We start from the raw sequence: 24,070 nt of genomic DNA, 5'->3' as shown, positions 1-24,070 counted from the left end.
TGCCCGCCTGTAACCGGCTCCGGTTTCCCAGGGCTGCCCAGCTGCCTGCCCGTAACCGGATCCGGTTTCCCGAGGGCTGCCCAGCTGCCTGCCCGTAACCGGATCCGGTTTCCCGAGGGCTGCTCAGCTGCCTGCCCGTAACCGGATCCGGTTTCCCGAGGCTGCCCAGCTGCCTGCCCGTAACCGGATCCGGTTGCCGGAAGCCTGGTCGGCTTTCCGGCCGCAACCATCCCCGGTTGCCGGGGCATGCGCAGCTGCCCGGCCACGCTGCTTCCCGTGTCCCGGAGGACGCTCAGCGGGTCGCCTCCGGCCGCATTCGGCCGCAAGCGCGACGGCCGGGCGCGCCGGCGCCCCACGCCACGCACCGGGCCGTGCATTTTCTCAAACGGAACCGGAAATCCCGCCGCAATTCTGGATATGAGCACCCTCCTTTCGCCCGCCCACGACACCTCCCGCAACGCGACATGGAATTCCGTTCACGCTGCCGCAGTGGACATCCTCCCCAGCGTGCTCCGGCTCCTGGGGGTCTCCGAACCCGATATCGACGACCTGTTCCAGGAGATCTTGCTCGCGGCGTACGAGAGCCTGGATCGGTTCGATCCCGCCTTCCCCGCCTCCACCTCGGCGCCGCTGGAGGAGGCCGACTCCGCCGGCGATCCGCCGCCGCGGGAGGGCAGGCGCCAGCAAGGCAGCGCGGAAGCCCGGTGGGTGTTCGGGATCGCCTGGCGGAAGGTCAGCCGCTACCTGGACCGCGCTTACCGCCGCCGCGAGGTGCCGACGGGCTTGCACCCCGCGCCGCACGAGCAGGCCGTCGATCCCGCGCCGAGCAGCGAGCAGCGCGTCGCGGGCCGAGAGCGGCTGGAGCTCGCGATCGCGGTGCTCGGCACGATCGCGCCCGAGCGGCGGATCCTCCTCGTCCTGCACGAGGCGTTCGACGTGCCGGTCGTGGAGATCGCGCGCATGCTCGGCATCAACTACAACACCGCCTGCAACCGGCTGCGCCTCGCCCGCGAGGACTACCGCGCCGCCGTCGCGCGGTTGCGCCCGGAGCAGCGACAGGCGCTGCGCGCCTGCTGGCTCCTGTTCCCGCTGGCGTCCGACTCCCTGGTGCGCGACGACGGCGCGGGCGCCTCGGTGCCGCCGGCCGCCCCGCCGGCGCCGTCTCCCCCTGCTCCGCCGACAGCGCCGGCACCTGCTCCGCCCACACCGCCGCCAGCTCCGCCGGTGCCCCCTGCCTCTGCTCGGCCCGTGCCTACGGCGCCCTTGCCGCAGACGCCGGCGACATCGAGCCTCCGGCGGACGCTCGCTCGGGTCGGCCGTTACCTCGGAACGGTCGCGGCAGGCGTCGCCGGTACGATCGCCGTGCAGCTCGCCCTCGCGTCACCGCCGGCCCACTGGGCTCGGCGCTTCGAGGCGCTGCTGCCCGAGCCGCCGCCCGCGAGCAGCGCCTGCCTTGCACCGACGCCCCAGCAGCAGACACCGGAGCCAGCGCCCGTGGCTCCCGCAGCCGAGGCGCTCCCGCGCCCGTGCCCTGCCGCGCCGCGGGCGGCAGCACCGGCCGGCGAGCGGGAGGACACCTTCGCGGAGGAGCTCCGGCTGCTCTCCGCAGCGCGAGAACGCCTCTCGGCCGGTGATCCCGCCGGGGCGCTCCGGCTGCTCGCCGCACACGAGGCGCGATTCCCCGCAGGCCGGCTGACGGGCGTGCGGGAGCGGCTCCGCACCGTCGGCCGAGCACGCCTCGCTCCTCCCGAGCAGAGGGCGCCGGGAGGAGCGCCGTCGCGATGAGCTGCACCAGGCCCAGACACGGGCTCGGCGCGCGCCACGCCCGGTGCGCTGCCGGATCGACCCGGGGCGCCGGGCGCCCGGCGCGCGCCGCCGTGGCGGCGGCCATGGCCACCACGGTCCTGCTCTGCGTCGCGGCAGCCCGCGCCGCGCCGGAGCTGCGACCGGCTGCGATGCGGCTCGAGGTCGTGCGGGGCCCTGGCGCCCAAGCCTGCGGCGACGAGGCGTTCCTGCGCGCAGAGGTGGCGCGCGGGCTCGGCGCCGACCCCTTCCAGGACGACGCGCCGCGGGTGCTCACGGTCACCATTGCGCAGGCAGGGCCGGAGCTCACGGCCTCGATGGCCCTGCGCGGGAGCGAGAGCGCGGGCGATACCATCTGGGCCGAGGGGTTCGGCACCCGGAACGGCTGCGAGGCGCTGCTCTCCGGCGCGGCCCTCGCGATCGTGGCGCAGATCCTGAACATGCCGGAGCGGGCGCCACCGCCCTCCGAGGCCTCGCCGGAGCCCGAGCCCTCAGCGCCGCCTTCACCGCCGCTTTCGCGGGCGCGCCGGGCGGCGCCGGAGCCAGTGCGCCGGGCCGAACATCCGAAGGTGCCAACACCGCCGGAGGCGGCCCCGTCCCCGCCGGAGCCGCTGCGGCTCGAAGCGGGGCTCGGGGCGACCCTGGGCCTCGGGACCACCCCGGGGCCTGCGACCGGGATGACGCTGGCGTTTGGCGTTCGCCGGCCCGCATGGTCGATCGCGGTGGAGGGGCGCGGGCTCATCTCCCTGGTGCAGGAGGTGGAAGGCACGATGGTCGATACCACGTCGTTCACGACGGCTACCGTGGCCTGCTACCACCACCTCCTCCTGTTCGGCTGCGGACTGGCCACGATCGGCACTGTCCGATTCACCCCTCACGCCCCGTGGACCATGCGCCGGCGCAGCGACGCCATCTTCGGCTTCGGGGCGCGGCTCGGTGCCGAGTGGCCGCTCTCCCGCACGTGGTCCGCGCGTGGCTACGCCGAGGCGACGTGGATCGTGGAGGACGCGGCGCTCATGCGCATGTCGTACGACACTGCGACGCCAGCGCCACTCTTCTGGTCCTCCTCGCCGCTCGGCACAGCTGTCGGGCTAGGCGTTACGGCCACCTACTGAATGTCATTTGAAGACGAACACTTTGTCGCGCTCATCTGGCGAGAAATCTGGGAAGGACATGGGAATGGCGAGCGCAGTTGGTAGCACGAACGGACATGCCCATTGCACGCACGGAGCCGTGACGGGTAGCTTGCTCGGCATGCGTACCTGGTCTCTGGTGACGTTAGGGCTCTTGTTGCTGCCGGCCTGTGGCGACACACATCCGACGATCTACGGTCCCTGTCAGCCGAGCGAGTGGGGCAACCCGGCCTGCCCCTATCCCGAGGCGGGCACCGGCGATGCGGGCGACGGCGGGGATGCGGGCGACGGCGGCGGGACCGGCGGAGCCGGCGGGACCGGCGGCGGCGAGGAGAGCGCCTGCGCCGGCGACTGCATCCCACCCGCCCCGCTCGGCTGGTTCGGCCCGGCGCTCCTCTGGTACGGCCCGCGGGACCAGGCGCCGGACTGCCCCGCAGCCGCGCCGAACATCGGCTACGAGGGGTTTGCCGACCTGGCGCCCGCGCCGCTCGCCTGCGCGGCCTGCCTGTGCGACCCGCCTGACGCGGCCGCAGCCTCGTGCCAGCTCCCGCTGGGCTGGTCGGCGCACACGGCGACAGGGACGACGTGTGCTGGCGACCCCGACAGCGTCGCGACCCCCTTCGCGGCCCCTGACGGCTGGGACGGCGCCTGCACCGCCTCGACCGCGATCCCCGCGGGCCAGGACTGCGGCGGGCGACCGTGCGTGCAGTCGATCTCGATCGACGCGCCGGTCGTGCTGGTCACCGCCGCCGCCGCATGCACGCCCAGGGTGGACGAGCCGCCGCCGCCGGCTCGCCTCGATCCCTGGCAGACCCGGGCGCTCGCCTGCGTGCCCGGCGCCTACACAGAGTGCCCGGGCGACCGGAGCACCTGCATGCCCTCGCCGGAGCAGCCCGGCGTCCCGCCGCCCGGCGGCTTTTTGACGTGCATCTTCCACGAGGGCGACGTCACGTGCGAGGCGCCGTACCTGGATAGGCACGTCTTCTACGGCGGCGCCGACGACACGCGCGGTTGCTCCGAGTGCGCCTGTGGCGAGCCGGAGGGCGCGTCCTGCACCATCATGGCCTCCGTCTACAGCGACGGGACGTGCGCGGAGCAGGTCGCGTCGACCCTCGTCAGCTCCAGGGCGCCGTTCTGCGGGGTCACGCCGCCCGGCATCGGCCTCGGCAGCAAGTCGGCGGAGGTCGTCGACGTCGATCCCGGCGGCTGCGCCCCGAGCGGCGGCGAGCCCCTCGGCGAGCTGCTGCCGGCCGAGCCGTCGACGTTCTGCTGCCAGGCATGAGCTCACCCGCGTCGCCTCTGTTATGTACAGGGCCGCTGCTACCCCAACCTGGGTCAGGTTGCCCCGGCCTCAGAGCCCTGATCCCGCCCAATTGGCCGCCCCGTGCAGACGCATAGTCAACCATCAGGATGGGCTCACGCTACTTGACTCTCCGTTGCCCCTCTCCCAGGCGCAGCGTGCTTACCAGCACGGCAACAGCGGGTGCTGCCTGCACGGGCGGGAACGGTCGAGAGCGGACGCGAAGGGGCGATCTCTCGTCTGCGGACCCTGTGGACGTGGTGTGATGGAGGACTGGAGGAGCGGATATGAGGCGAGGCGTTTCGGCGCAACGACCGTGCTGGTGGGCAGCGCCGTGGGCGCGTGCCTCACCCAGGGTGACGCCTCCTCGGGGACCTGCCGCCTACGGAGGAGCCTGCCGGTGTTGAATGGCGTGCTCGGCCTCCATCGTGTACCGGCGGCTCTCGGTCTCGTCGGGTTCGAGCCCCAGCTCCCACCTCACCATAGCGATAGGCCATCGCCAGCGCCTGGAGCGCTGCGGGGTGCTCCCGCTCGCCAGCGCTCTCGTAGAGCTCCACGGCTCTTCTGTCATTGTGGCTGAGCTCGACCGCAGCGCCAGGCAATGAGAGGCGGCGCGCCGCCGAGCGCTGCGCCGGACACCGCCGCGACGGACCGTGATGGCGCGCATCCAGCTCTCCTTTCCTCGGAGCGTCAACGGGATCGTTGATCCGCAGGACCGGAGCGGTCCGGGGTCAGGTTGAACGCGGAGCCGACGAGCGCAAGGTGGCTGAACGCCTGGGGGAAGTTCCCGAGCAGCCGCCCGCTCCCTGGGTCGTACTCCTCCGAGAGCAGGCCGACGTCGTTGCGCAGCGCGAGCAGCCGCTCGAACAGCGCCCGCGCCTCGCCGGCGCGGCCCATGAGGGCATAGCAGTCCGCGAGCCAGAAGCTGCACGCGAGGAACACCCCCTCGGCGCCGGGCAGGCCGTCGGGCGTCCTCCCAGGGGCGGTCGAGTAGCGGAGCACGAAGCCCCCGCGCACGAGCTCGCGCTCGATGGCGCGCACCGTGCCCGCGATGCGCGGGTCGCCGGGCGGCAAGAAGCCCACGAGCGGGATGAGCAGCGTGCTCGCGTCGAGCTCCTGGCTGCCGTACGACTGCGTGAACGTGCCGCGGCCCGGGTCGAACCCCTTCTCGCACACCTCCGCGTGCACCGCGTCGCGCAGCGCGCGCCAGCGATCGACAGGGCCGTCCAGCCCGAGCTGCTCCACGGTCTTCACGGCGCGATCGAACGCGACCCAGGCCATCACCCGCGAGTAGGTGAAGGGGCGCGGCCCGCCCCGCACCTCCCAGATGCCCTCGTCGGGCCGGCGCCAGTTCGATTCGAGGAAGTCCATCAGCTTGCGCTGGAGGCGCCAGGCCTCAGGCTCCGGGGCGAGGCCGGCTCGGCGCGCCTGGTACATCGTGTCCATCACCTCGCCGTAGACATCGAGCTGGAGCTGCTCGACCGCGGCGTTGCCGGCGCGCACCGGCCGCGAGCCCTCGTAGCCAGGCAGCCAGGGGAGCTCGATCTCGCGGAGCCGCCGCTCGCCCGCGATGCCGTACAGGATCTGGAGCTTCGAGGGGTCGCCCGCGATGGCGCGCAGGAGCCAGTCGCGCCAGGCCGCGGCCTCCTCGCTGTAGCCGCCGAGCAGCAGCGCGTAGAGCGTCAGGGTCGCGTCGCGCAGCCAGCAGTAGCGGTAGTCCCAGTTGCGCACGCCGCCGATCCACTCGGGGAGCGAGGTCGTCGGCGCCGCGACGAGCCCGCCCGTGGGCGCGTGGGTGAGCGCCTTGAGCGCGACGAGCGACGTGACGACCGCCTCCTTCCAGGGCCCGGCGTGGGCGCAGCGGCTCGACCAGGCGCGCCACCACGCCTCGGTGTGCTCCACCGCGCGCTCGGCGTCGATCGCCTCGGGCGGCGGCTCGTTCGACGGGTGCCACGTGAGCACGAAGGGGATGCGCTGGCCCTCGTGGACGTCGAACTCGGCGACCGTGGTGAGCCCTGCGCCGTGGACCGGCACCCCCGCGCGCAGGATCAGCGCGTCGGGCCCGGCCACCGCGCGCAGCGCGCCGCCGCTCGACCGCACCCAGGGCACGATCGAGCCGTAGTCGAAGCGAACGATGAGCTCCAGGGAGACCGGGACCCGGCCGCGCACGCCCTCGAGGACGCGCACGACGTCCGGCGCCCTCCCGCGCAGCGGCATGCAGTCCACGAGCCGCACCGCGCCCTCGGCCGTCGTGAACTCGGTCTCGAGCACGAGCGTTCCCTCGCGGTAGCGGCGCGCGACGCGGGGCGCCGGGTCCTTCGGCCCGATCCGGAAGCGGCCGTGCTCCGGCGTGCCGAGCAGGGCGGCGAAGCAGGCGGCCGAATCGAAGCGCGGCAGGCACAGCCAGTCGATGGATCCATCGCGCCCGACCAGCGCCGCTGTCTGTGTGTCCCCTAGCAACGCATAGTCCTCGATCCGCAGCGGCATGCGAGCTCCTGACCGGCGCGGCGACGAGCGCCGGCGCCTCGGCGGCGGCGAGAGCACGGAGGGTGCCACGCGCCCCGCCGCGGGTTCAGGCCGTGGCCCAGGAGGGCGATGGCCACGCCGTGCACAGCGGGCGCCGCCGGGCACGACCGTGGGGCTCGGGCGTCAAGCGGTGGGCGTGCCGCTCGGCGCCGCGCCGGACGCCGCCGCGCCGAGCGGTGCAGCGCCGGACGCAGCCGGCGCCGCCGTGTCCCGCGGCACCACGCGAGCTGCTGCCGGCCGAGCCGTCGACCTTCTGCTGCCAGGCATGAGCTCACCCGCGTGACCTCTGGCAACCGAGCTGTCCGATCGTCGCTGTCGCCTCGGCCCCGGCGCTCAGAATACCGGCCGGAGACTGCCAACGACGCCGTCTTCCTCCTCGTTCGGCCCCGAGGCGAAGAAGAGCTTGGGTGTGCGGCCGGGGACGGGCAGGAAGGTGAGCCCCCAGAGACCGTCGATGACGACAGGCTCGCCGCTGCCGTCGTCGCAGAACCGGAGCTGATCGATGAGCTCGCCCGAGTCGAGGTCAAAGGCGCTGATGTGGCCGTCGCCGAAGTTCCCGACGAGGAGGCTCTCGCTGAAACGGCCCAGCCTGCGCGGCGCCCTCACCATCGCCCATGGAGCGTTGAGCGGCCCCTCCGAGGCGAAGCGCCGGATGAACCTTCCGGTCAGCGAGAACTCGTCGATGAAGCCGTTGTCGGGCTCGTTGTCGATGCCTCCTTCCTCCCGCAGCGCGAAGGCCACGAACACATGACCTTTGATGACCTCGACGTTGAACGGCGCGAACCGGCTGTTCTCCGTTGCCGGCACGCCGGGCGTGCAAGGCTCCGTCAGCGAGGCGATGCAATCGTCGGTGAACGTATCGAGAAATTTGTACCGCCCGCTGTACCGCTCGACCTTCCCGCTGACGAAGTTCGCCAGATAGAGGAAGTCGCGCCCTGTCTGGGCGCTGTGCCCGATGGTGATGCCCTTGTAGACGGCCGATTTGTTGGAGTTGTCGATCACGATCCGGGCCTCGTCCGGATCGACGAACGGGTTCCACGCGGCGCTGGCCCCGTCCTCGCTCGCCGTGAGAAAGAGCGCCGGCAAGTCGAAGTTGCCGGGTACCGGGAAGCTCGATGTCTTGTTCAGGACGAGGCCCGTCGGCGCCGAACCAGGGCTCGCGACCCCGGCCGGGATATCGATGATGACCTGCTCGCTGCCGAACAGGAGGGGCTGCCCGTTGCTCTGGTAAGCCGTGACCTTGCCCGTCCCGTTGTCTGCCACCCAGAGCACATCCCCCGCCGACGCCCGGATCCCCCAAGAGTTCTTGAGGTTGGGATCGACGAACTGCGCGTCGAAACCAGGCCGGTTCGCGACGAGGTTCCGCCGCACGAAACAGAGCTCGCTCCCCGTCGCGCCGGCGTATTCCGCGAACAAGGCCGATGCCGCAAGGGCGCATCCGCCCACCAAAGCGCTCGCTTTCATGTGTGTCCCCCCGCTCCGAGAGGCCAACGGCAGAGCGAACGGATAATCGCCCCACCGCACAAAAGCTCCAGGAGCGCTCTACTAAGACCTGATGAGACTTCCCCGTCAAGCGGGAATCACCGATACTCCTGCGCGCGAATGTCGCTTACGACATCCGTATGCCAGGAGCGATAGCCGGTTCGACCACGCGATGCGCGACCGCGGGTGACCCACCGCGGAGCAGCAAGGCGGACGATCCGTTTCGACGGAGCGGTGAGCCTTCGCCGGGGGCGCTTCAGCACGGCGCGCTCTCCAGGCTCGGGCGTCGGCGGCTGGGCCCGGGTTGGATCCATGTTTCCGAGGAGGTGCGATCCGTCGTCTCGTGACGCTCCTCCGAAATCCCGGCAAAAATGCCAGATCTCGACGGCTCGGCACCGCTATCCCCCCTACCCCCGCGCTGGATAGGATGTGAACGCCCGGAACACACCGGACGTTCCGGCAGGGATCATCATGCTCGCTTTCGGCTGCCTGCCCATAACCGGTTCCGGTTGCCAGAACCATGGTCGGCCTCCCGGCCACAACCGTCCCCGGTTGCCAGCGCGTGCTTGCCAGCACGGCTACAGCGGGCGCTGCCTGCGCGGGCGGGAACGGTCGAGAGCGGACTCGAAGGGGCGATCTCTCGTCGAGGTCGGCGGCGAGCAAGACGCGCTTCGCGTTCACCTGTACGTGGGCGCCGGCCTCGATCTCGCGCTCTTCCCCGAGGCGGACGCGCCGCAGGCTGTCCAGCCACGCCTGACCTCCGGAATCCGAGGCGAGCGCGCCGGCGGCCGCCGGCAGCGCTGAAAAATTCCTCCATAGCAAGATCGAACGGGCGCGCGCGAAAGCCGCGAAACCGACCTGCCCTCCATCGCGTAGCACCATCGAACGACGCGCCCCGAGCCATCGCGGGTGGAGGCGGGCGCCATGCGGGCGCCCGCGGCCGCTCCGGCCTCAGGGGTGTGTCGGAGGACCGATCGCCGCCACGCGGCTCGCCGCGGCGGAGGCGATCCAGGTCGCGTCATCTCAAGCATCGCTTCTGGAGGATGGTCATGAAGATTCGGAATCGCGCGCTGTCGGCTCTGCCCCTCGTCCTCACCCTCGCCGCCGCTTGCGGCGACGGCGAAGGCGGCGATACCACCGGCGCCGGCGGCATGGGCGGGGGAGGCGCGAGCGGGCCCGGCGGCGGGGACGCGGCCACGAGCTTCGACGTGACCCTCGAGAACGTGACGCCCGGGCGGGATTACCGGGTGGCCGGCGTGTTCAACACGCCCGTGGGCGAGAGCATGCCCGGGCCGCTCTTCCCCGAGAAGAGCTTCGAATTCCGCGTCGGCGCCCTGCCGGGCGACAGGCTCTCGTTCACGACGATGTTCGGGCAGTCGAACGATCTGTTCTATGCGCCCGATGGCGCCGGGATCGCACTCTACGACGAGTCGGGCAAGCCGGTGAGCGGGGACGTGACCGACCAGGTCCTGCTGTGGGACGCGGGCAGCGAGGCCAACGAGGAGCCGGGCGCGGGGCCGAACCAGGCGCCCCGGCAGAGCGGCGCGAACACGGGCGCTCCGGACCCGGACAACACAGTGCGGCTGGTCCAGGATGACTATACCTACCCGGCGGTCGAGGAGGTCATCCAGGTGACGGTGACGCCGGAGCCGGGCAATGAGTTCACGATCCGGATCACCAACATGTCGGAGGTGGGGACGCTGATGCCCGAGGGCGGGGAGCCGGCCGCCGTGCCGCTGTCGCCGGGGCTCTTCGTGGTGCACACGATGGACAACCCGCTGTTCACGGTCGGGCAGGCGTACCCCGACAACGGGCTGGAGGCGCAGGCCGAGGACGGGAACCCGATGATGCTGCACGAGGGGGCCATTCCCCGCGCCGGGCTGACCTCGCCGGTGGCGCCGGGCGTCGCGGTGGTGCACGGGTCCGGAGCGCCCCTGTTCAGGACGGGCGAGGCGGACCGGGGCAAGGGCCTCGAAATGCTGGCCGAGGACGGGAATCCGACCGCGCTCGCGGCGTCGCTGGAGGCCGAGGTCGGGGGCGAGAGCGGGATCTCGTCGGTGCTTGTCTACAACACGCCCGTGGACGCCTCGACGCCGGGGCCGCTGCTGCCCGGCGCGAAGTTCAGCTTCACGGTGACCGCGCGGCCCGGCGAGCGGCTGAGCTTCGCGTCGATGCTGGGGCAATCGAACGATCTGTTCTTCGGGCCGAGCGACGCGGGGATCGCGCTGTTCGACGCGAGCGGCGAGCCGGTGAGCGGCGATGTCTCCGACCAGGTCACGATCTGGGACGCGGGCACCGAGGCCAACCAGTGGCCCGGCGTGGGCCCCGACCAGGCGCCGCGCCAGGCCGGGCCGCAGATGGGCGCCGACGATCCCAAGGACCAGGTGCGCAGCGTCGATGACGGCTATCTGTATCCTGCATCGAACCAGATGCTGAAGGTGACCATCACCCCGGCGCGGTAGCGGGGGCACGAGCGGCAGCGCTGGCCGCTGGACCACGGCCCGGGGGTGCCTGGCGGCCGCGCGGGGCGTCTCCGCCCAGCACTGCAATGGTGACGCCTCGTCGGGGACCTGCCGCCTACGGAGGAGCCTGCCGGTGCTGGATGGCGTGCTCGGCCTCCATCGTGTACCGGCGGCTCTCGGCCTCGTCGGGCTCGAGCCCCAGCTCACCATAGCGATAGGCCATCGCCAGCGCCTGGAGCGCCGCGGGGTGCTCCCGCTCGCCGGCGCTCTCGTAGAGCTCCACGGCTCTTCTGTCATTCTTTGGCACGCCGGCGCCTGCGCGATACGCATTGGCGAGCAGGAACATCGCGTCCGGCGACCCTCCGCGCGCCGCGATCTCGAACCAGCGCGCAGCCTCCGCGGGGTCCGCCGCCACGCCATCGCCGTTCTGGCTGATCACGCCGAGGAAATACGCGGCGCTCGGGTGCTGCGAGGCGGCGGCTCGCAGCAGCCAGGCGCGGGCGCGCGCCGCGTCCCTGGGGACCGACGGCAGCCCCTTCAGGTAGATCCTTCCGAGCGAGACCTGCGACTCGACGTCTCCCTGCTCGGCCGCCCGCGCGAGTGAATCCATCCCGGCGAGGACCTCCCCGGGATCCGCGAGCGTGAGCAGGCGAAAGCCGAGCGCCCGCGCCTCCATGCCGCTCGGGGGCGGCGCCCCAGGGCGCGACGGCGGCGACGACGCCGCGGCGGCGGTGGGGCGGTCCGCCTCGGAATGAGCGCCCTCGCGCAGCCCAAGGCAAAGGGCGGCGGCGCCGCCGAGCACGAGGGCGCCTCCGGCCAGCACAGCGAGCCGCACGCGAGGCGGGACGCTCACCGGCCCAGGTCGATGGAGTACACCGAGAGCATCTTGGCGCTGCCGTCATCCTGCGCGACGAGCGAGAGGTTGGTCAGCCCGGCGGCCTGCGCCTTCGGGAGCGCGTTCTGCGCCGAGGTGAAGGTCACGGGGCCCGCCGTCGTGACCCGGGCGAAGCGCCAGCTGCGGGCAGCGCCGTTCTGGGCCCGCGTGAGGTTCTCTATCTTCTTGATGTACGTGATGAGCACGTCGCGGTTCGTGTCCGGCGCGGCGTAGATCGTCTTCGAGCCGTCGAGGCCAGGGAAGCTGCCGCCGCCGCTCGCGCGGTAGTTGTTCGTGGCCACGATGAACTCCGCGGCCAGATCCATGGGCTCCCCGTTCCACTGGAGGTTCTTGATCCGGCCGCTGGCCTTCATCCCCGCCGGCGGGAGCGGCTGGGTCACGTCGATCTCGTACGTGATCCTGCTGTCCGTGAACATGTCGAAGTTGTATCCGGGCATCGCGGTGTTGATGAGCGGCTGCGGCTCCGTCTTGCTCGGATCGATCTGGTTGAAGCGCGTCGCGGCCCTCTCCAGCCAGTCGAGGAGGTCCGCGCCGGTGACCTTCACCGCCTGGACCGTGTTCGCGTACAGGTAGAGATCGGCCGCGTTGTTGATCGCGATGCTCCCCGCCGGCACGTCGGTGTAGTCGTTGCCGCCCTGAAAGCCGGACTTGAACGGCGCGCTCACCGAGAGCACGGGCAGCGACGCGTACTGCGGCAGGTTCTCCTGGACGTAGCGGGCGACGTAGTCGGCCTGGGCCTGATTGACGATCTGGATCGCGCTGGCGTCCCCCACGTCGGCGAACATCGACGACATCGCGAAATCGGTCGTGCCGATGGGCGTCTTGACGTAGGCGACCGTCGCCTGGTGCTCGGCGTCGAGGAGCGGCGCGAAGGAAGCGTCGGCCGCGACGAGGACCTTCGTCTTGTCCGGCTGCGCGTCGCAGAGCGCCGCGAACGCGCAGGGCGCCCCCGTGCGCCAGCGCTCCGTTGCATCACACGCCTCGGGGAGCCCACCCTTGCAGGTCGTGGCGATCGGCCGGGCCTCGACGACCGTCTTCGCCTTGTCGACCTTCCAGCCCTCGCCGTCGTGCGTGAGCCCCAGCTTGATGACGCCGAGGTGCTGGCCCCAGAAATTCGCCATGACGGCGGGGACGCCGTCGACCGTGCCCGCGACCTTGTCGACCTTCGGCAGGCTGAACTGCGCAACGGTGCTGCTCGGGTTGGGGAAGATCTGGTGCGAGTGGCCCATGAGCATCGCGTCGATGCCGGGCACCTGGGCGAGGTGCCACGCCTGGTTCTCGAGGGTGGGCGTGTACGGCGAGTCGTCGAGGCCGCCGTGGATGATGGCGACGACCAGCTCGGCCCCCCTGGCGCGGAGATCGTCCACCAGCGGGGCAGCGACCTCCTTCACCCCCTTCGTGAAGACCTTGCCGTCGAGCCATTTCTTGTCCCAGCTCAGGATCGTCGGCGGCGTCACGTCGATGAAGCCGACCTTGACCGTGCTCTCGATGGCGCCGCCGCCCGGCGCCGCCGCCTTGATGGTCTTCTCGACGATGACGGTGCTCGGGAAGAGCGTCTCGTTCGTCTTCAGGCTGAAGACGTTGGAGTTCACCAGCGGGAACCGAGGGCCCTCGCAGTCCGCCGAGCCAGCGAGATCGAGCCCCTCGACGTCGAACGGGGTGTGGGTCACCTGCGAGAGGAAGGCGAGGCCGAAGTTGAACTCGTGATTGCCGATCCCGCCGACGTCGAACCCCAGGTGGTTCATCGCCTTGTACATGGCCAGCGTCTCGCCGCACGCGATCGGCTCGACGAGCGCCTGATAGTCGGCGAGGACGGTGCCCTGGATCGTGTCGCCGTTGTCGATCAGGATGTTGTTCGTGAACTCGGCCCGCGCCTGGTTGATGAGGGTCGCGGTGCGCTCGAGGCCAATCGATGGATCAGTGACCAGCTTGAAGTAATCGAAGCCGAGGATGTTGGTGTGGAGATCGGTGGTCTCGAGCAGCGCGAGGTCCGCCGTGGCTCCGCTCGGCGTCGCCGGGGCTCCTCCCGCGCCGCCGCCGCCCTGCTCGCTTCCACCCGCGCCGCCGCCGCCCTGCTCGCCTCCACCCGCGCCGCCGCCGCCCTGCTCGCCTCCACCCGCGCCGCCTCCACCCGCGCCGCCGCCGCCCTGCTCGCTTCCACCCGCGCCGCCGCCGCCCTGCTCCCCTCCACCCGCGCCGCCCGAGCCTGAGGAGCTGGAGGTCGATGAGCCCGTGCCGCCCTGGTCGTCGCCGCACGCGGTCAGCGCGGTCATGGCCAGAATCACCGAGGAAAGCGACGCTATCCGTCCGACTCGACCTGTCATCGTGAACACCTTTCCGAGCGCCGCCTCGGCTCGATGCCTCTTCGCGCGCAACCAGCCATGTTGAATCGGGGCGAGCGAGTTTTCGCATCCATGCACGCCCGGAGCAAGGGCTTCGATGAGCTGCTCGGAATGTCAATGGCACCGGAGAGGCGAGGCGGCGGAAGGACGCTTGAACGGTGCGCCCTCTGCGCGCCGCTGCTTCCATTCAATGACCGCTGGGTGACAGTCTCGTTAACGCTCGCCACGTGCGAAGGACCGCACGGAAGGACGCGCTCCCGCAGCCTGTGGAGTGAAGGGTCGGGACGGCGGCGGGACGTCGATCGGGGCCCGGTGTCTCAGGCGCACCGGCGCGGAGGGGGCAGCGCCTCCTCCGTGCTCCGGGAGCTCCCGCGGGGGCCCACGCGGGCCATCATGGCAGCTGTCCCCCGCCCTGGACTGGCCTCAAAACACGATCGTCCAGCCTGGATTGCTCACTTGCTGCTTGGTGTAGGACACGCCGTCGACCTTCAGCCCTTCCGCGTTGAGCAGCGTGATGATCCCGCCCTTGTTGGAGAGGACCACCGGAGCCTGGACGACGACCGTCGTCAGCCCACCGGGCTGAAGCTCTCCGGTGAGCGCCATCTTCGATTTGGCCTTGTCGGCCAGCGACCAGCCACCGAGGTTGATCTGCCGGTTCGACGTATTCAACAGTGTAACGGTCTCCCGTTCGGGTGTGCGCGTGTCGTTCACGAGGGCGGCGACGATCCGCACGATCCCGTCGGGCTGCTCTACCGTGGGGAGTCCACCGCCTCCACCGGTCACATCGGACGGCGGTCCGGATACAGGGATGTCGAGCGTATGCCCTGTCTGGTCATCGGTGTGCCACGCCTGCGTCTGAAATTTCATGAAGATCGCGACCCACTGGTCCCCACGCGGGAAGTGGATGAGGAGGCCGCCGTCCTGCCAGACACCATCGTCCTTCTTGAAGCGGGCGTCGTTGCCCTGGTTCATGTGGATATCGTGGATGCCGTTTCCGGGCAGGAAGCCGAAGATCTTGTCCTTGGTCCCGCTCTCCGGGCCCCAGCGCTCCCCGAAGGCGTACAGGAGCGCCGTCTCGTCGGCCATCGCCCGCTGCACGTAGTGATCGAGCTTCTCGTTGAGGTCGTTGTCAGGGCCTGGGGCGGAGAAGGGCAGCGGGACGAACTCCGTCCGATCCACGAGGTTGCCCCGGATGAAGTCGAGCCCGAGCCCACCCGGCTTGCTCTCCAGCCGATGGAAGCCCCGCGTCAGCTCGTGGATCTCCTGAAGCAGCGGGTGCGCGAAGTGTGACTTGACGACGTATTCGACCTGAGAGCCGTCCTGCGACTGCACGTTCACCGCGATGCGATAGTCGATCGTGTCGTCCACGACGTGGATCTGATAGTGCGGGTTCGCTCCCGACGCGAGGCGCCGATCGATGACTGTACCCTTCAATACGCCATAGCTCTTCAGCGGCATGTTGCCTCCGGCATTCATCGGCTGAGCACGGCCGGTGCCCGCCTGTGAGATAGTATCAAAACCCCACTTCACTGCTTCGAATGGTGATGGGTCATCCGGCGTGCGCTCCCCCTTGGGGCCGGTGACCGACGGGTGTTGAATGGAGCGCGCGATAGCGCGTTCTACACCATGTGAAGCCGTCTTTTTTTTGAAGTCAAGGCTGAACTGCCCGGGGACTCGGAAAGTTCGCCGCCCTGTCACGCAACGGTTTGTTCGCGGAAGCTAGCGGAAATCCAGGGAGCCGGCGCCGGAACCCCATCGTCTCTTGAGCGGCCAATGCCAAGCCGAGGCGCATGCTCCTTACAGGCACATCAAATTCATCATCGATTCGGTCGCGCTGAGCCAGGCGCGCTTCGAGCGGTGTGCAATCACCGGGTCGATTTCGACCGCGACGGATCTCGCCGGGGCCGTCATTTCTGCGCTAAGACTACCTACTCGCGGCGGCTGCGGCCGGCGCGCGCCGGGTCGGTCGCCGGCAGCTCCCCGAGGAGGTGGTCGATGCAGGTCCGGACGGCGGCCGTCAGGGCGCGGTGCGCGCGATAGAGGAGACTGACACCTCCGGCCTCGGCCTCGTAGCCCTTGAGGACGCGGACGAGACGCTTCGCGGCCACGTCCTCCGCGCAGAACACCTCCGGAAGCATCGCGATACCGACGCCCGCGAGCGTCGCGCGGTAGGCGGCGGAGGACTCGCTCACATAGAAGCGGGGCTCGAAGGTGACACGCCGCCTCCGGCGCCCCTGCCCGAGCGTCCACGTGGCCATTCCGTCGGTCGCGTGCACCGCGATGCAATCGTGACGCGCGAGGTCTTCGATCCGGTGGGGAACGCCCCGCGCCTCGAGGTAAAGCGGGCTCGCATACAGCAGCTTCCGCGTCGCCCGCCAGAGCTCTCGCGCCACGAAGTCGGTCGTGTCGTCCACGTGGCCCGGGACGATCGCGATATCGAAGCCCCCGGCGAGGAGGTCGACCCGCCGCGAATCGATCTCGAGGTCGACCGACACGTGAGGGTGCTTCGCGAGATAGGTGCAGACGACGCGCGCCACCGCGGCGCCGAGGGCGATCGGCGCCACGATCCGCACGCGGCCTCGCGGCTCACTCTGGAGCTCGCGGACGTGATGCGTGCCTCTCGTGAGATCGTCGATCGCCCGCTCGGCGTGGCCGAAGTACGCGCGCCCGGCCTCGGTCAGCTCCAGCCGCCGCGTGGTTCGCTCGAGGAGCCGGACACCGAGCGCGGACTCGAGCCGCGCGATGCGCCGGCTCACCGTGGAGACCGGCACGCCGCGCTCGCGGGCGGCGGCCGAGAAGCTGCGCGTCCGGACGACCCGCACGAGGAGCGCGGCGTCGTTCAGGTCCAGATCGATTCGTGCGTCCACGGCAACAGTCCCTTCCCTCCAGGCACACTAATGCGCTCCGGTGGCCGGCGCTAGGCTCGACGACGTGAAGAAGCCCGTCGTCACCGGGCCACGCGGAGCAGGGAGCGCCGCGCCCGCGTGATCCCCGGGATGACCGCGCAGGGTCGCTGCGCCGAACGCAGGAGGAGATTGTCATGATCATCGTCACTGGAGCCAACGGTCACCTCGGCCGAGCCATCATGGAGCGGCTCCTTCAGCGCGTGCCCGCCGCTCGGCTCGGCGTCAGCGTGCGCGACCCGGAGCAGGCCAGCGCGCTCGCCGAGCGCGGCGTCCGCGTGCGCCGGGGGGCCTTCGACGACGGCGCGAGCCTGCGCCACGCATTCGAGGGCGCCTCGCGCGTCCTGATCGTCTCCATCAACAGCGCGGGCGAGGCCGCGGTGCGCCACCATGAAGCCGCGATCGAAGCGGCGCGCGCCGCAGGCGCCCGCCGCGTCCTCTACACGAGCCACATGGGCTCGGGCCCGGCGTCCCGCTTCGAGCCCATGCGCGATCACGCGGCCACCGAGGCCTTGCTGCAAAGGTCGGGGGTCGCGTTCACCTCGCTTCGCAACGGGTTCTATGCGGCGTCCGCGCAGATGCTCCTCGAGCGGGCGCTCACGACGGGCAAGCTCGTCGCGCCAGAAGACGGCCCGGTCTCGTGGACAGAGCACGGCGACCTGGCCGACGCGGCGGCGATCGCGCTGACCGACGAGGCGCGCCTCGACGGGCTGACACCGCCGCTCACCGCCTCCGCGGCCCTCGACCTCGCCGACATCGCGGCGATCGCCTCGGAGCTCCTCGGGCGCCCGATCACGCGGGTGACCGTCAGCGATCGAGCGTTCAGAGAAGACATGGTGTCTCACGGCGTCCCCGAGCAACGGGCTGACCTGCTCCTGGGCATGTTCGCAGCGAGCCGGGAGCGCGAGTTCGCCGCGGTGGATCCGACCCTGGAGCGCCTGCTCGGCCGGGCGCCGACGTCCATGCGCCACTACCTGACGGCGCGCCTGTCACGCTGAGGCACGGGGCGCACCTCGCGCGAGGCACAGGCCGGCTCCAGCACCCATGATCGTGATGAAGGCGCTCATCAGCGAGAGGTGTCGATGGCGAATCGCCCCAGCGAGGTACCCGACCCCCGCGATCGCGAGCCCGACGATCACGGAGTAAAGCGTGATGCTGCCCACCGGTTTGCCTGGTTGGGCAGCTGCGCGCTCGATCACCGGACGCGGGTCAGGGGTACGGCGACGCGAGCAGCATGACGCCACGGCGGTCGGTGAGCAGCGCCTGAAAGGCGACCTGCCCCAGGTTGTTGTTGACCGCTGCGGCCGCCGGCGAGAAGTGCGGCGGAGGCGGGATGACGATCTGCGGCGAGTCGAGCTGATCCACCGTGCCGATCCCGGGGATGACCGTCCCCGTCCGGGCAACCACGCTCAGCCGGCCGCGCGACCAGCGGTACAGGCCGGTGACGAGGGGGAGATCGTCGTCGTGGACATGAGCGCTGAAGACCACCTCTCGACGATCGTTGATGTGAATGTTGCCGCCGATGAGGCTGGCGTTGATGAGGGTCCCACCGCCCGGCATCGGGTCGCCAGGCCGAGCGACGGCTTCGACCCTGCCGTCGAGGTAGACGAACACGCCGATGTCCTCGTTGGCCCCCGGGAACGGCGTGAGATCGCCGTTGAAGGCAATGTCGCCCCACCGGTTCATCACGTCGTGGAAGACCTGCCGGAACGCGCCTCCGCCCGGCGCGGGGTCACCCGCGTGGACGATGGAACGCACCCGTCCAGACGCCCGCTTGACGTACAGGCTGCCCAGAGCGTTGATCAGCACCGACTGCTCTGGAAACCCCGGGACCGGGCCGGGCTCGCCGGCGATGTGGCCGATGAAGGACACGTCGCCGCGATCGTTGATCCACGGCTCGACGATGTAGTCGAACCTCCCGCCGCCGGGCGCGGCGTCGCCGGGAACCACCACGGGGTCGATGTCGCCGTCGGGGCGGGCCACATACGCCCCGATGCCGAGGCCGCCGTAGGGCTGGCCCTCTGCGTGAAAGCCTTTCGCCGTCTTCACGAGGCCGGCGAACACATGTTGACCGCGGTTGTTGATGGTCGGCGCAAAGAAGACGCCCTGGAATTTCCCGCCGCCTGGCGCCGGCGTCACGCCGGGCCTCACGACCGCTGTCACGCTGCGGGTCGCGTGCGAGTACCGGTACGCGCCGGCGTTGACGCCGTACGGCAGGGTGAAGGGCTCCAGCGGATAGTTGAAGACCATGTCCGCTCGATCGTTGAGGTCGACCGGTCCGAAGAAGGGGACACTGAACGTCCCTCCGCCCGGCGCGTCCCCTCCCGTCCGCCCCAGCTCCAGGATGCGCCCGCGATGCCTGAGGAAGACCCCCTCGCCGCCGGTGCTGACGTCGGCGCCGAACGCGGTGTCACCAAAGTCGTTGAGCCCGCCGACCTCGAAATCGTTGACGAACGTCCCTTCCCCCGGGGTCGGGGTATCGAGGAACGCAAGCGCCGTGAAGACATACTCCTCGGCTTCGCGCGCCAAGGAGGAGTACGTCAGCGCATCCTGCTGTGCCACGGCGAGGGCCTCCGGATCCACACCGGTCCCGCAGGCGGCCGCGACGAGCGCAGAGCACAGCGCCGGCACCGCGAATCGATTCGTCCGCATAGACACCTCCGTCGAACCCGGATTTGCACGAACAAGGCGCAAATCGAGAAGGCGCGGGAGTATGGATGGGTGAACGCCGCCAATCAAGGCGAGGTCTATCCGTTCTCGAAATGCTGACGCGACGTATGCCAGTGTCTCGACCGAACGCGTGCTTTGCCCATGACGTGACCGAGCGCGCGACCGTGTTCCAGGCGACGTTACGCCCGCGCGGTGAAGGGACCGGCGGGCCGAGCGCGGCCGTTCGCGTCGGCGGGTCGAGCGCGGAGAGCCCCCTTCCTGCGGGATGGACGCCATGGCGGCTACACCGAGCGCCGGCTCGCACACAGGGATCCATCGCTCCCCCCTGGATCACGGCGATCTTCGCGGGGGGATCTTTTGGTACTGTCGTCCCAGGCGCCTCGCCTGCCTGATGCGCGCTTGCTCGGTCGAGCAGCGCGCACCGTGTCGGGCTTCGCGCGCCTGATGGGGTTCGAGGGAGGGGCATGCGAACAAAGGCCTTCATCGAGAGAGCAATGCTCCGCGCTGTCGCGCTGCTGGCGCTCCCGGCGCTCGGCGCGTGCGGCGCGGAGACACCGCCGTACGACGACCTGCCGCTGCGCGACGCGCTGAGCGCCGCGCCGGAGGTCCTCGCCGCCTTGCCGGAAGAGGTCCTGCACGACGTGGCGGTGCGGCTGGAGGAGGCGCACGGCGAGCAGGGGGACGAGACGGCGATCGACGGCGCGGAGATCGCGAGCCTCCCCGCGCTGGTCCGCAGCGCGGACGCGGCGCGGGACGAGCTGGGGAAGGACGCGGTCGTCCTCGGCGCGCTCGAGCCGTCCGAGGACGGGTTCGTGCTCCGCTCGGTCACGCCCGTCGCGGCAGCGCGCGGGCCCGAGGGGCCGCTCGATCGACCCGCGCCGGCCCTCGCGGGGCAGGCGGCGTCGCCGGAGACCGCTCCGCTGGAGGACGCGGCGCTCGGCGGCCGGGCGGGCGAGATCCTGGCGGAGCTCGCGCGGCGCGCGGACGCTCAGGCCCTCGTCCGCGTCACCGGCCTGCCCGCGGGCGTCATCGCCCAGGATCACACGGTGTACGTCAACGCCGCGTGGCTCGTCGCGCTGAGCGCCCTCTCGCCCAGGGACGCGCCCGCGCTCCCCGCCCCCTCGGGTGGCGCCGCGATGCCCGCGTGGCCCCGGAGCGAGCCGCGATCCGTGCGCATCAACCCCTATCACCTCCCCTCGTCCGTCGCGGAGTGCGCCGCCGAGGTGCGGGACCTGTGCACCTGCGCCGTGGCCGGGCAATGCGAGCACGACCGCACCGACCCGACGTTCGCGGACGCCCAGGCGGAGTGTTCCTGGGTCAACGCCGGGGCGCTGAACGCCGAGGCGCTCTGCGTCCTCGCGCTGCTGAGCATCGACGGGGTCAAGGAGTGCGTCCTCTCCGCGGGCAGCGGCGCGTGCGCCGCGCTGCCGATCGCGGGGCGCGACGGCGCGACGGCGTTCGCCGGGGACGCGGGCTGCATGGCCGTGCTCGACCGCTGCCTCCAGTACGGCAGCCCGACGGTCCCGGCCGTCACCCCGAGCGCGCCGAGCGGCACGTCGGGCGGCGACGGCTGCGGCAGCTGCGGTGGCGGCTGCGACGGCTGCAACGAGGACGCCGCGGGTTGCAACCAGAACTGCAGCGATTGCAACCAGAACTGCCACGACTGCAACCAGAACTGCCGCGACTGCAACCAGAACTGCAAGGACGGCGATCCATCCACCGGCAGCAACTCGAGCTGCAAGCTGAGCGCCGGCCGGCGCGATCCCGGAGGAGGCCACCCGGGCGCGCCCGTGCCGCTCGGCGCCGCGTTCTGGCTGCTCCTGCCCGCGGGTTACATGCTGCTGCACATCCGGAGGCGGCCGTGAACCGGGCGGTGATGCTCTGGCTCGAGCGCCACGGCCTGCCGCCGTGGCTCGCGCCGACCTACGCGGTGATGGTCGCCGCCGCGGGGCTCCTCGGGGCGGCGGCGTTCTTCTGGCTCGTGCGCCGGGATCGGGGGGATGGGACCGTGGAGGGCCGCGCGCTCCTCTCGGGCTACGTCGCGGCGCTCCTGGGCGGCTACGTCTTCGAGGCGCTGCGCGCCGCGCCCGAGGCGCTCGCGGGGGGCTCGTGGGGTCCGATGCTCCACGCCGGCCGCGCCGCCTACGGGGGCCTCATCGCCGGCGTCGCCGTGGCCGGCCTGGTCCTCTACCGGAGCGGCGCGGCCGTGCTCCCGTTCCTCGACCGGCTCGTGCCCGGGCTCGGGATCACCTACGCCTGCGTGCGCACCGGGTGCTTCCTCGCGGGGTGCGACTACGGCCGCGTCACCGGGGGCGCGCTGGGCGTCCGGTTCCCCGCCGGCAGCCCCGCGGCGGCGGACCACGCGGCGGCCGGCTGGGTGCCCCTGGGCGCGCCGAGCCTGCCCGTGCACCCCACGCAGCTCTACGAGGCGGCGCTCGGGGCGATGGCGAGCGCGATCGCCGCCCTCTGGCTCGTCCGGGGGCACCGGGACGGGCGCGCGTTCGGGACATGGCTCGCGCTCTACGCGGCGGGCCGGTTCTTCATCGAGCTCCTCCGAGGGGACGCCGGGCGCGGCGTGTACGGGGGGCTCAGCACTGGCCAGCTCGTCTCGCTGGCGCTCCTGCTGGGGCTCGCGGCGGCCGCCGTGCTGGCGCGCCGCGCGCTGCGAGCGCGGCGCGCCGCCGCCGTGGCGCCCGCGCTGGTGGCGCTCGCCTTCCTGAGCCTCGCCGCGGGCGAGGCCGAGGCCCAGCCGGCTCGCCCCGCGCCGCCCGCGCCAGCAAAGCCCGAGGCGGCGAAGCCCGCGGCGGCGAGCTCAGCACCGGCCCCAGCGCCTGCTCAGAGGCCGTCGCCGGCTCCGACACCCCACCCGTACGCGCCGCCTCCTGGCGGGCCCCCCGCGCCCTACCCCTACCCGCCGCCCTCGGGCGGCTACCCCGCGCCCTACCCTTACCCGCCGCCCTCAGGCGGTTACCCCGCGCCCTACCCTTACCCGCCGCCCTCAGGCGGTTACCCCGCGCCCTACCCCTACCCGCCGCCGCCCGCGGGCGGCTACCCCGCGCCCTACCCTTACCCGCCGCCCGCAGGCGGCTACCCCCCGCCCTACCCCTACCCGCCGCCGACGGGCGGATACCCCGCGTCCCCCCCTCCCTCGCCCGCGGCTGCCACGCAGCCGGAGCGGCGCACCCCGGATACGCCGCCAGGCCCCGCCGCGAAGGAGCCCGCGACGGGTCACCAGGTGGAGGCCAACGCGCGGAGGATGGCGCTCTCGCTCGGGATCTCCGGCTACTTCGTGCCGGGGCGCTTCGCGGTGAAGGACGGGATGTCCGTGGATCTCGACGTCCTCGCGCGCCTCCGCCTGAGCGAGACGCGCCGCTTCGAGGTCGGCGTCGAGCTCCGGACCGTCTCGACCACCGACGTCAATCAGCTCGCGGTGGGCGCGCCGCTCCGGCTCGTGATGGGGGTCGGGTCGCACGTCGAGATGTCGGTCGGGATCACGCCGGGCTACCACCGCATCTTCTTCGACTCCCCCTATTTCGAGAGCGTGGGCGCCTTCGGCGCTCGCTTCGGGTGGGGGATCCAGTTCCCGATCACCTCGCACCTGCTCCTCGGCTTCTCTCCGCTGAGCTTCCTCGTGCTCGCCTCGGACGACGTGGACGCGCTCGTGGCGTACGAGCCCGGGCTCTGGGCCGGCGCAGGATTGCTGTGACAGACGTCGCCGGAGCTGCCGGCAGCTCCTCGCGGGGGCCCCGTCGTTCAGCGGAGGGACCGCCACCACGCTGAACGCGAGCCGCCCTTCGGCCGCCTGAGCTTCTCGTTGAGCGCGGCGGCGAGCCCGAGCTCGTCGTCGGCGCCCATGGCACGTCGCCTTGCGGGCGCGGCCGTTCTCTAGGCGCTGCCGATCCTGGTCGCGATGATGAGCCCTGACGACCAGCAGAGCTTGGTCAGCACGAGATCCTGGCGTCGCTCGAGAGCGGCGATCAGCTCTGCCACCTTGGGAGCGTGGTCATCAGGCCAGTTGGGCTGAGGGAGCATGTCGTCGATGACATAGAGCCCGCCGGGCTTGATCAGGCTCAGCGCCTCGTCGAGGGCGTAGTACTTGCCCGGCCATGTATCGGCAAAAACGAGCTCGAATTGCTGCCCCCGGACCGAGCGCAAGAACGCTTCGCCATCCATGTTCTTGAGCGTGAGGCGGGGGTCGCCTCCGAGGTGCCGGCGCGCCACGGCCTGGACCTTCTCGTCGTCCTCCACGGAGACGAGCGTAGAAATGGCGTTCATGCCATCGAGGATCCAGCACGTCGAAATGCCCGTGCCCGTCCCGAGCTCGAGGAAAGCGCCCGACTTGGCGGCGGCGAGCGTGCGCAGCATCGAGCCCGTCTGCCTGTCACTGGCCATGGTAAACCCGATCTCCGCGGTGGCCCGCTCGATCTCCTCGAGCACCGCAGGCGGTCTCAAATTCTCCAGCTCCTTCATCAGCCATCCTTCTTCACGCGGCCAGTCGCGCGTCACTCTACAGCACCTCGATCTGGCGGCCCCCCTGGAAAGAGCCAGCGGTGG

General features: G+C 71.3%; 15 protein-coding genes. 7 read left to right on the top strand and 8 right to left on the bottom strand.

Annotated elements, in window-relative coordinates:
* The first annotated feature begins 489 nt into the window (after nucleotides 1–489).
* The 3 genes from POL72_RS35510 (at nucleotide 490) to POL72_RS35500 (ending at nucleotide 4,218) form a co-directional block, all read left to right on the top strand.
* The gene (locus tag POL72_RS35510; protein WP_272101241.1) at nucleotides 490–1,785 is read left to right on the top strand and encodes an RNA polymerase sigma factor; all 1,296 of its coding nucleotides are present in this window, start codon (nucleotides 490–492) and stop codon (nucleotides 1,783–1,785) included.
* The gene (locus tag POL72_RS35505) at nucleotides 1,782–2,918 is read left to right on the top strand and encodes a hypothetical protein (RefSeq protein WP_272101240.1); all 1,137 of its coding nucleotides are present in this window, start codon (nucleotides 1,782–1,784) and stop codon (nucleotides 2,916–2,918) included. The genes POL72_RS35510 and POL72_RS35505 overlap by 4 nt, the downstream gene beginning before the upstream one ends.
* Before the next feature lie 139 nt (nucleotides 2,919–3,057).
* Nucleotides 3,058–4,218, top strand: a complete 1,161-nt coding sequence (locus POL72_RS35500) for a hypothetical protein (RefSeq protein WP_272101239.1) — start codon at nucleotides 3,058–3,060, stop codon at nucleotides 4,216–4,218.
* 708 nt (nucleotides 4,219–4,926) lie between these two features.
* On the opposite strand, the gene POL72_RS35495 is transcribed toward POL72_RS35500, so the two are convergent.
* Together POL72_RS35495 and POL72_RS35490 are read right to left on the bottom strand one after the other, a co-directional pair.
* Nucleotides 4,927–6,723, bottom strand: coding sequence for a glycoside hydrolase family 15 protein (locus POL72_RS35495; RefSeq protein ID WP_272101238.1), 1,797 nt, complete (start codon nucleotides 6,721–6,723; stop codon nucleotides 4,927–4,929).
* A gap of 372 nt (nucleotides 6,724–7,095) precedes the next feature.
* The gene (locus tag POL72_RS35490; protein WP_272101237.1) at nucleotides 7,096–8,178 is read right to left on the bottom strand and encodes a TIGR03118 family protein; all 1,083 of its coding nucleotides are present in this window, start codon (nucleotides 8,176–8,178) and stop codon (nucleotides 7,096–7,098) included.
* A gap of 1,115 nt (nucleotides 8,179–9,293) precedes the next feature.
* On the opposite strand from POL72_RS35490, the gene POL72_RS35485 reads away from it, so the two are divergent.
* A complete protein-coding gene (locus tag POL72_RS35485) occupies nucleotides 9,294–10,706 on the top strand; it encodes a spondin domain-containing protein (protein ID WP_272101236.1) in 1,413 nt (470 codons plus the stop codon).
* 115 nt (nucleotides 10,707–10,821) lie between these two features.
* Here the strand turns inward: POL72_RS35485 and POL72_RS35480 are convergent, their stop codons facing one another.
* The 4 genes from POL72_RS35480 to POL72_RS35465 form a co-directional block, all read right to left on the bottom strand.
* Nucleotides 10,822–11,559: a tetratricopeptide repeat protein gene (locus tag POL72_RS35480; protein WP_272101235.1), complete on the bottom strand. Its 738-nt coding sequence runs from the start codon at nucleotides 11,557–11,559 to the stop codon at nucleotides 10,822–10,824.
* Nucleotides 11,556–13,874: a 5'-nucleotidase C-terminal domain-containing protein gene (locus POL72_RS35475; protein WP_272101234.1), complete on the bottom strand. Its 2,319-nt coding sequence runs from the start codon at nucleotides 13,872–13,874 to the stop codon at nucleotides 11,556–11,558. The genes POL72_RS35480 and POL72_RS35475 overlap by 4 nt, the downstream gene beginning before the upstream one ends.
* Before the next feature lie 492 nt (nucleotides 13,875–14,366).
* Entirely contained in the window at nucleotides 14,367–15,401 is a 1,035-nt protein-coding gene (locus tag POL72_RS35470; RefSeq protein ID WP_272101233.1) for a DUF2278 family protein, read from the bottom strand.
* A gap of 470 nt (nucleotides 15,402–15,871) precedes the next feature.
* The gene (locus tag POL72_RS35465; RefSeq protein WP_272101232.1) at nucleotides 15,872–16,810 is read right to left on the bottom strand and encodes a LysR family transcriptional regulator; all 939 of its coding nucleotides are present in this window, start codon (nucleotides 16,808–16,810) and stop codon (nucleotides 15,872–15,874) included.
* A 173-nt stretch (nucleotides 16,811–16,983) separates the two neighbouring features.
* Between POL72_RS35465 and POL72_RS35460 the strand changes: the two genes are divergently transcribed.
* Nucleotides 16,984–17,844 (top strand): NAD(P)H-binding protein, encoded by an 861-nt coding sequence (locus tag POL72_RS35460; RefSeq protein WP_272101231.1) that lies wholly within the window; start codon nucleotides 16,984–16,986, stop codon nucleotides 17,842–17,844.
* A 211-nt stretch (nucleotides 17,845–18,055) separates the two neighbouring features.
* Here the strand turns inward: POL72_RS35460 and POL72_RS35455 are convergent, their stop codons facing one another.
* Nucleotides 18,056–19,498, bottom strand: a complete 1,443-nt coding sequence (locus POL72_RS35455) for a DUF7453 family protein (protein WP_272101230.1) — start codon at nucleotides 19,496–19,498, stop codon at nucleotides 18,056–18,058.
* 512 nt (nucleotides 19,499–20,010) lie between these two features.
* Here POL72_RS35455 and POL72_RS35450 point away from each other — a divergent pair.
* Together POL72_RS35450 and POL72_RS35445 are read left to right on the top strand one after the other, a co-directional pair.
* Nucleotides 20,011–21,381 carry a flagellar biosynthesis protein FlhF gene (locus tag POL72_RS35450; RefSeq protein WP_272101229.1) on the top strand — a complete coding sequence of 457 codons (1,371 nt, stop codon included), beginning with the start codon at nucleotides 20,011–20,013 and terminating at the stop codon, nucleotides 21,379–21,381.
* A complete protein-coding gene (locus tag POL72_RS35445) occupies nucleotides 21,378–23,222 on the top strand; it encodes a prolipoprotein diacylglyceryl transferase (RefSeq protein WP_272101228.1) in 1,845 nt (614 codons plus the stop codon). The genes POL72_RS35450 and POL72_RS35445 overlap by 4 nt, the downstream gene beginning before the upstream one ends.
* Nucleotides 23,223–23,401: 179 nt before the next feature.
* On the opposite strand, the gene POL72_RS35440 is transcribed toward POL72_RS35445, so the two are convergent.
* The gene (locus POL72_RS35440) at nucleotides 23,402–23,986 is read right to left on the bottom strand and encodes an O-methyltransferase (protein WP_272101227.1); all 585 of its coding nucleotides are present in this window, start codon (nucleotides 23,984–23,986) and stop codon (nucleotides 23,402–23,404) included.
* Between the last annotated feature and the right edge of the window lie 84 nt (nucleotides 23,987–24,070).

This window comes from Sorangium aterium (assembly GCF_028368935.1).
In the GTDB taxonomy this organism is placed as follows: domain Bacteria; phylum Myxococcota_A; class Polyangia; order Polyangiales; family Polyangiaceae; genus Sorangium; species Sorangium atrum.
Note: the sequence above shows the minus strand (reverse complement) of the source record. Positions and strands in the feature narration are given on the sequence as shown.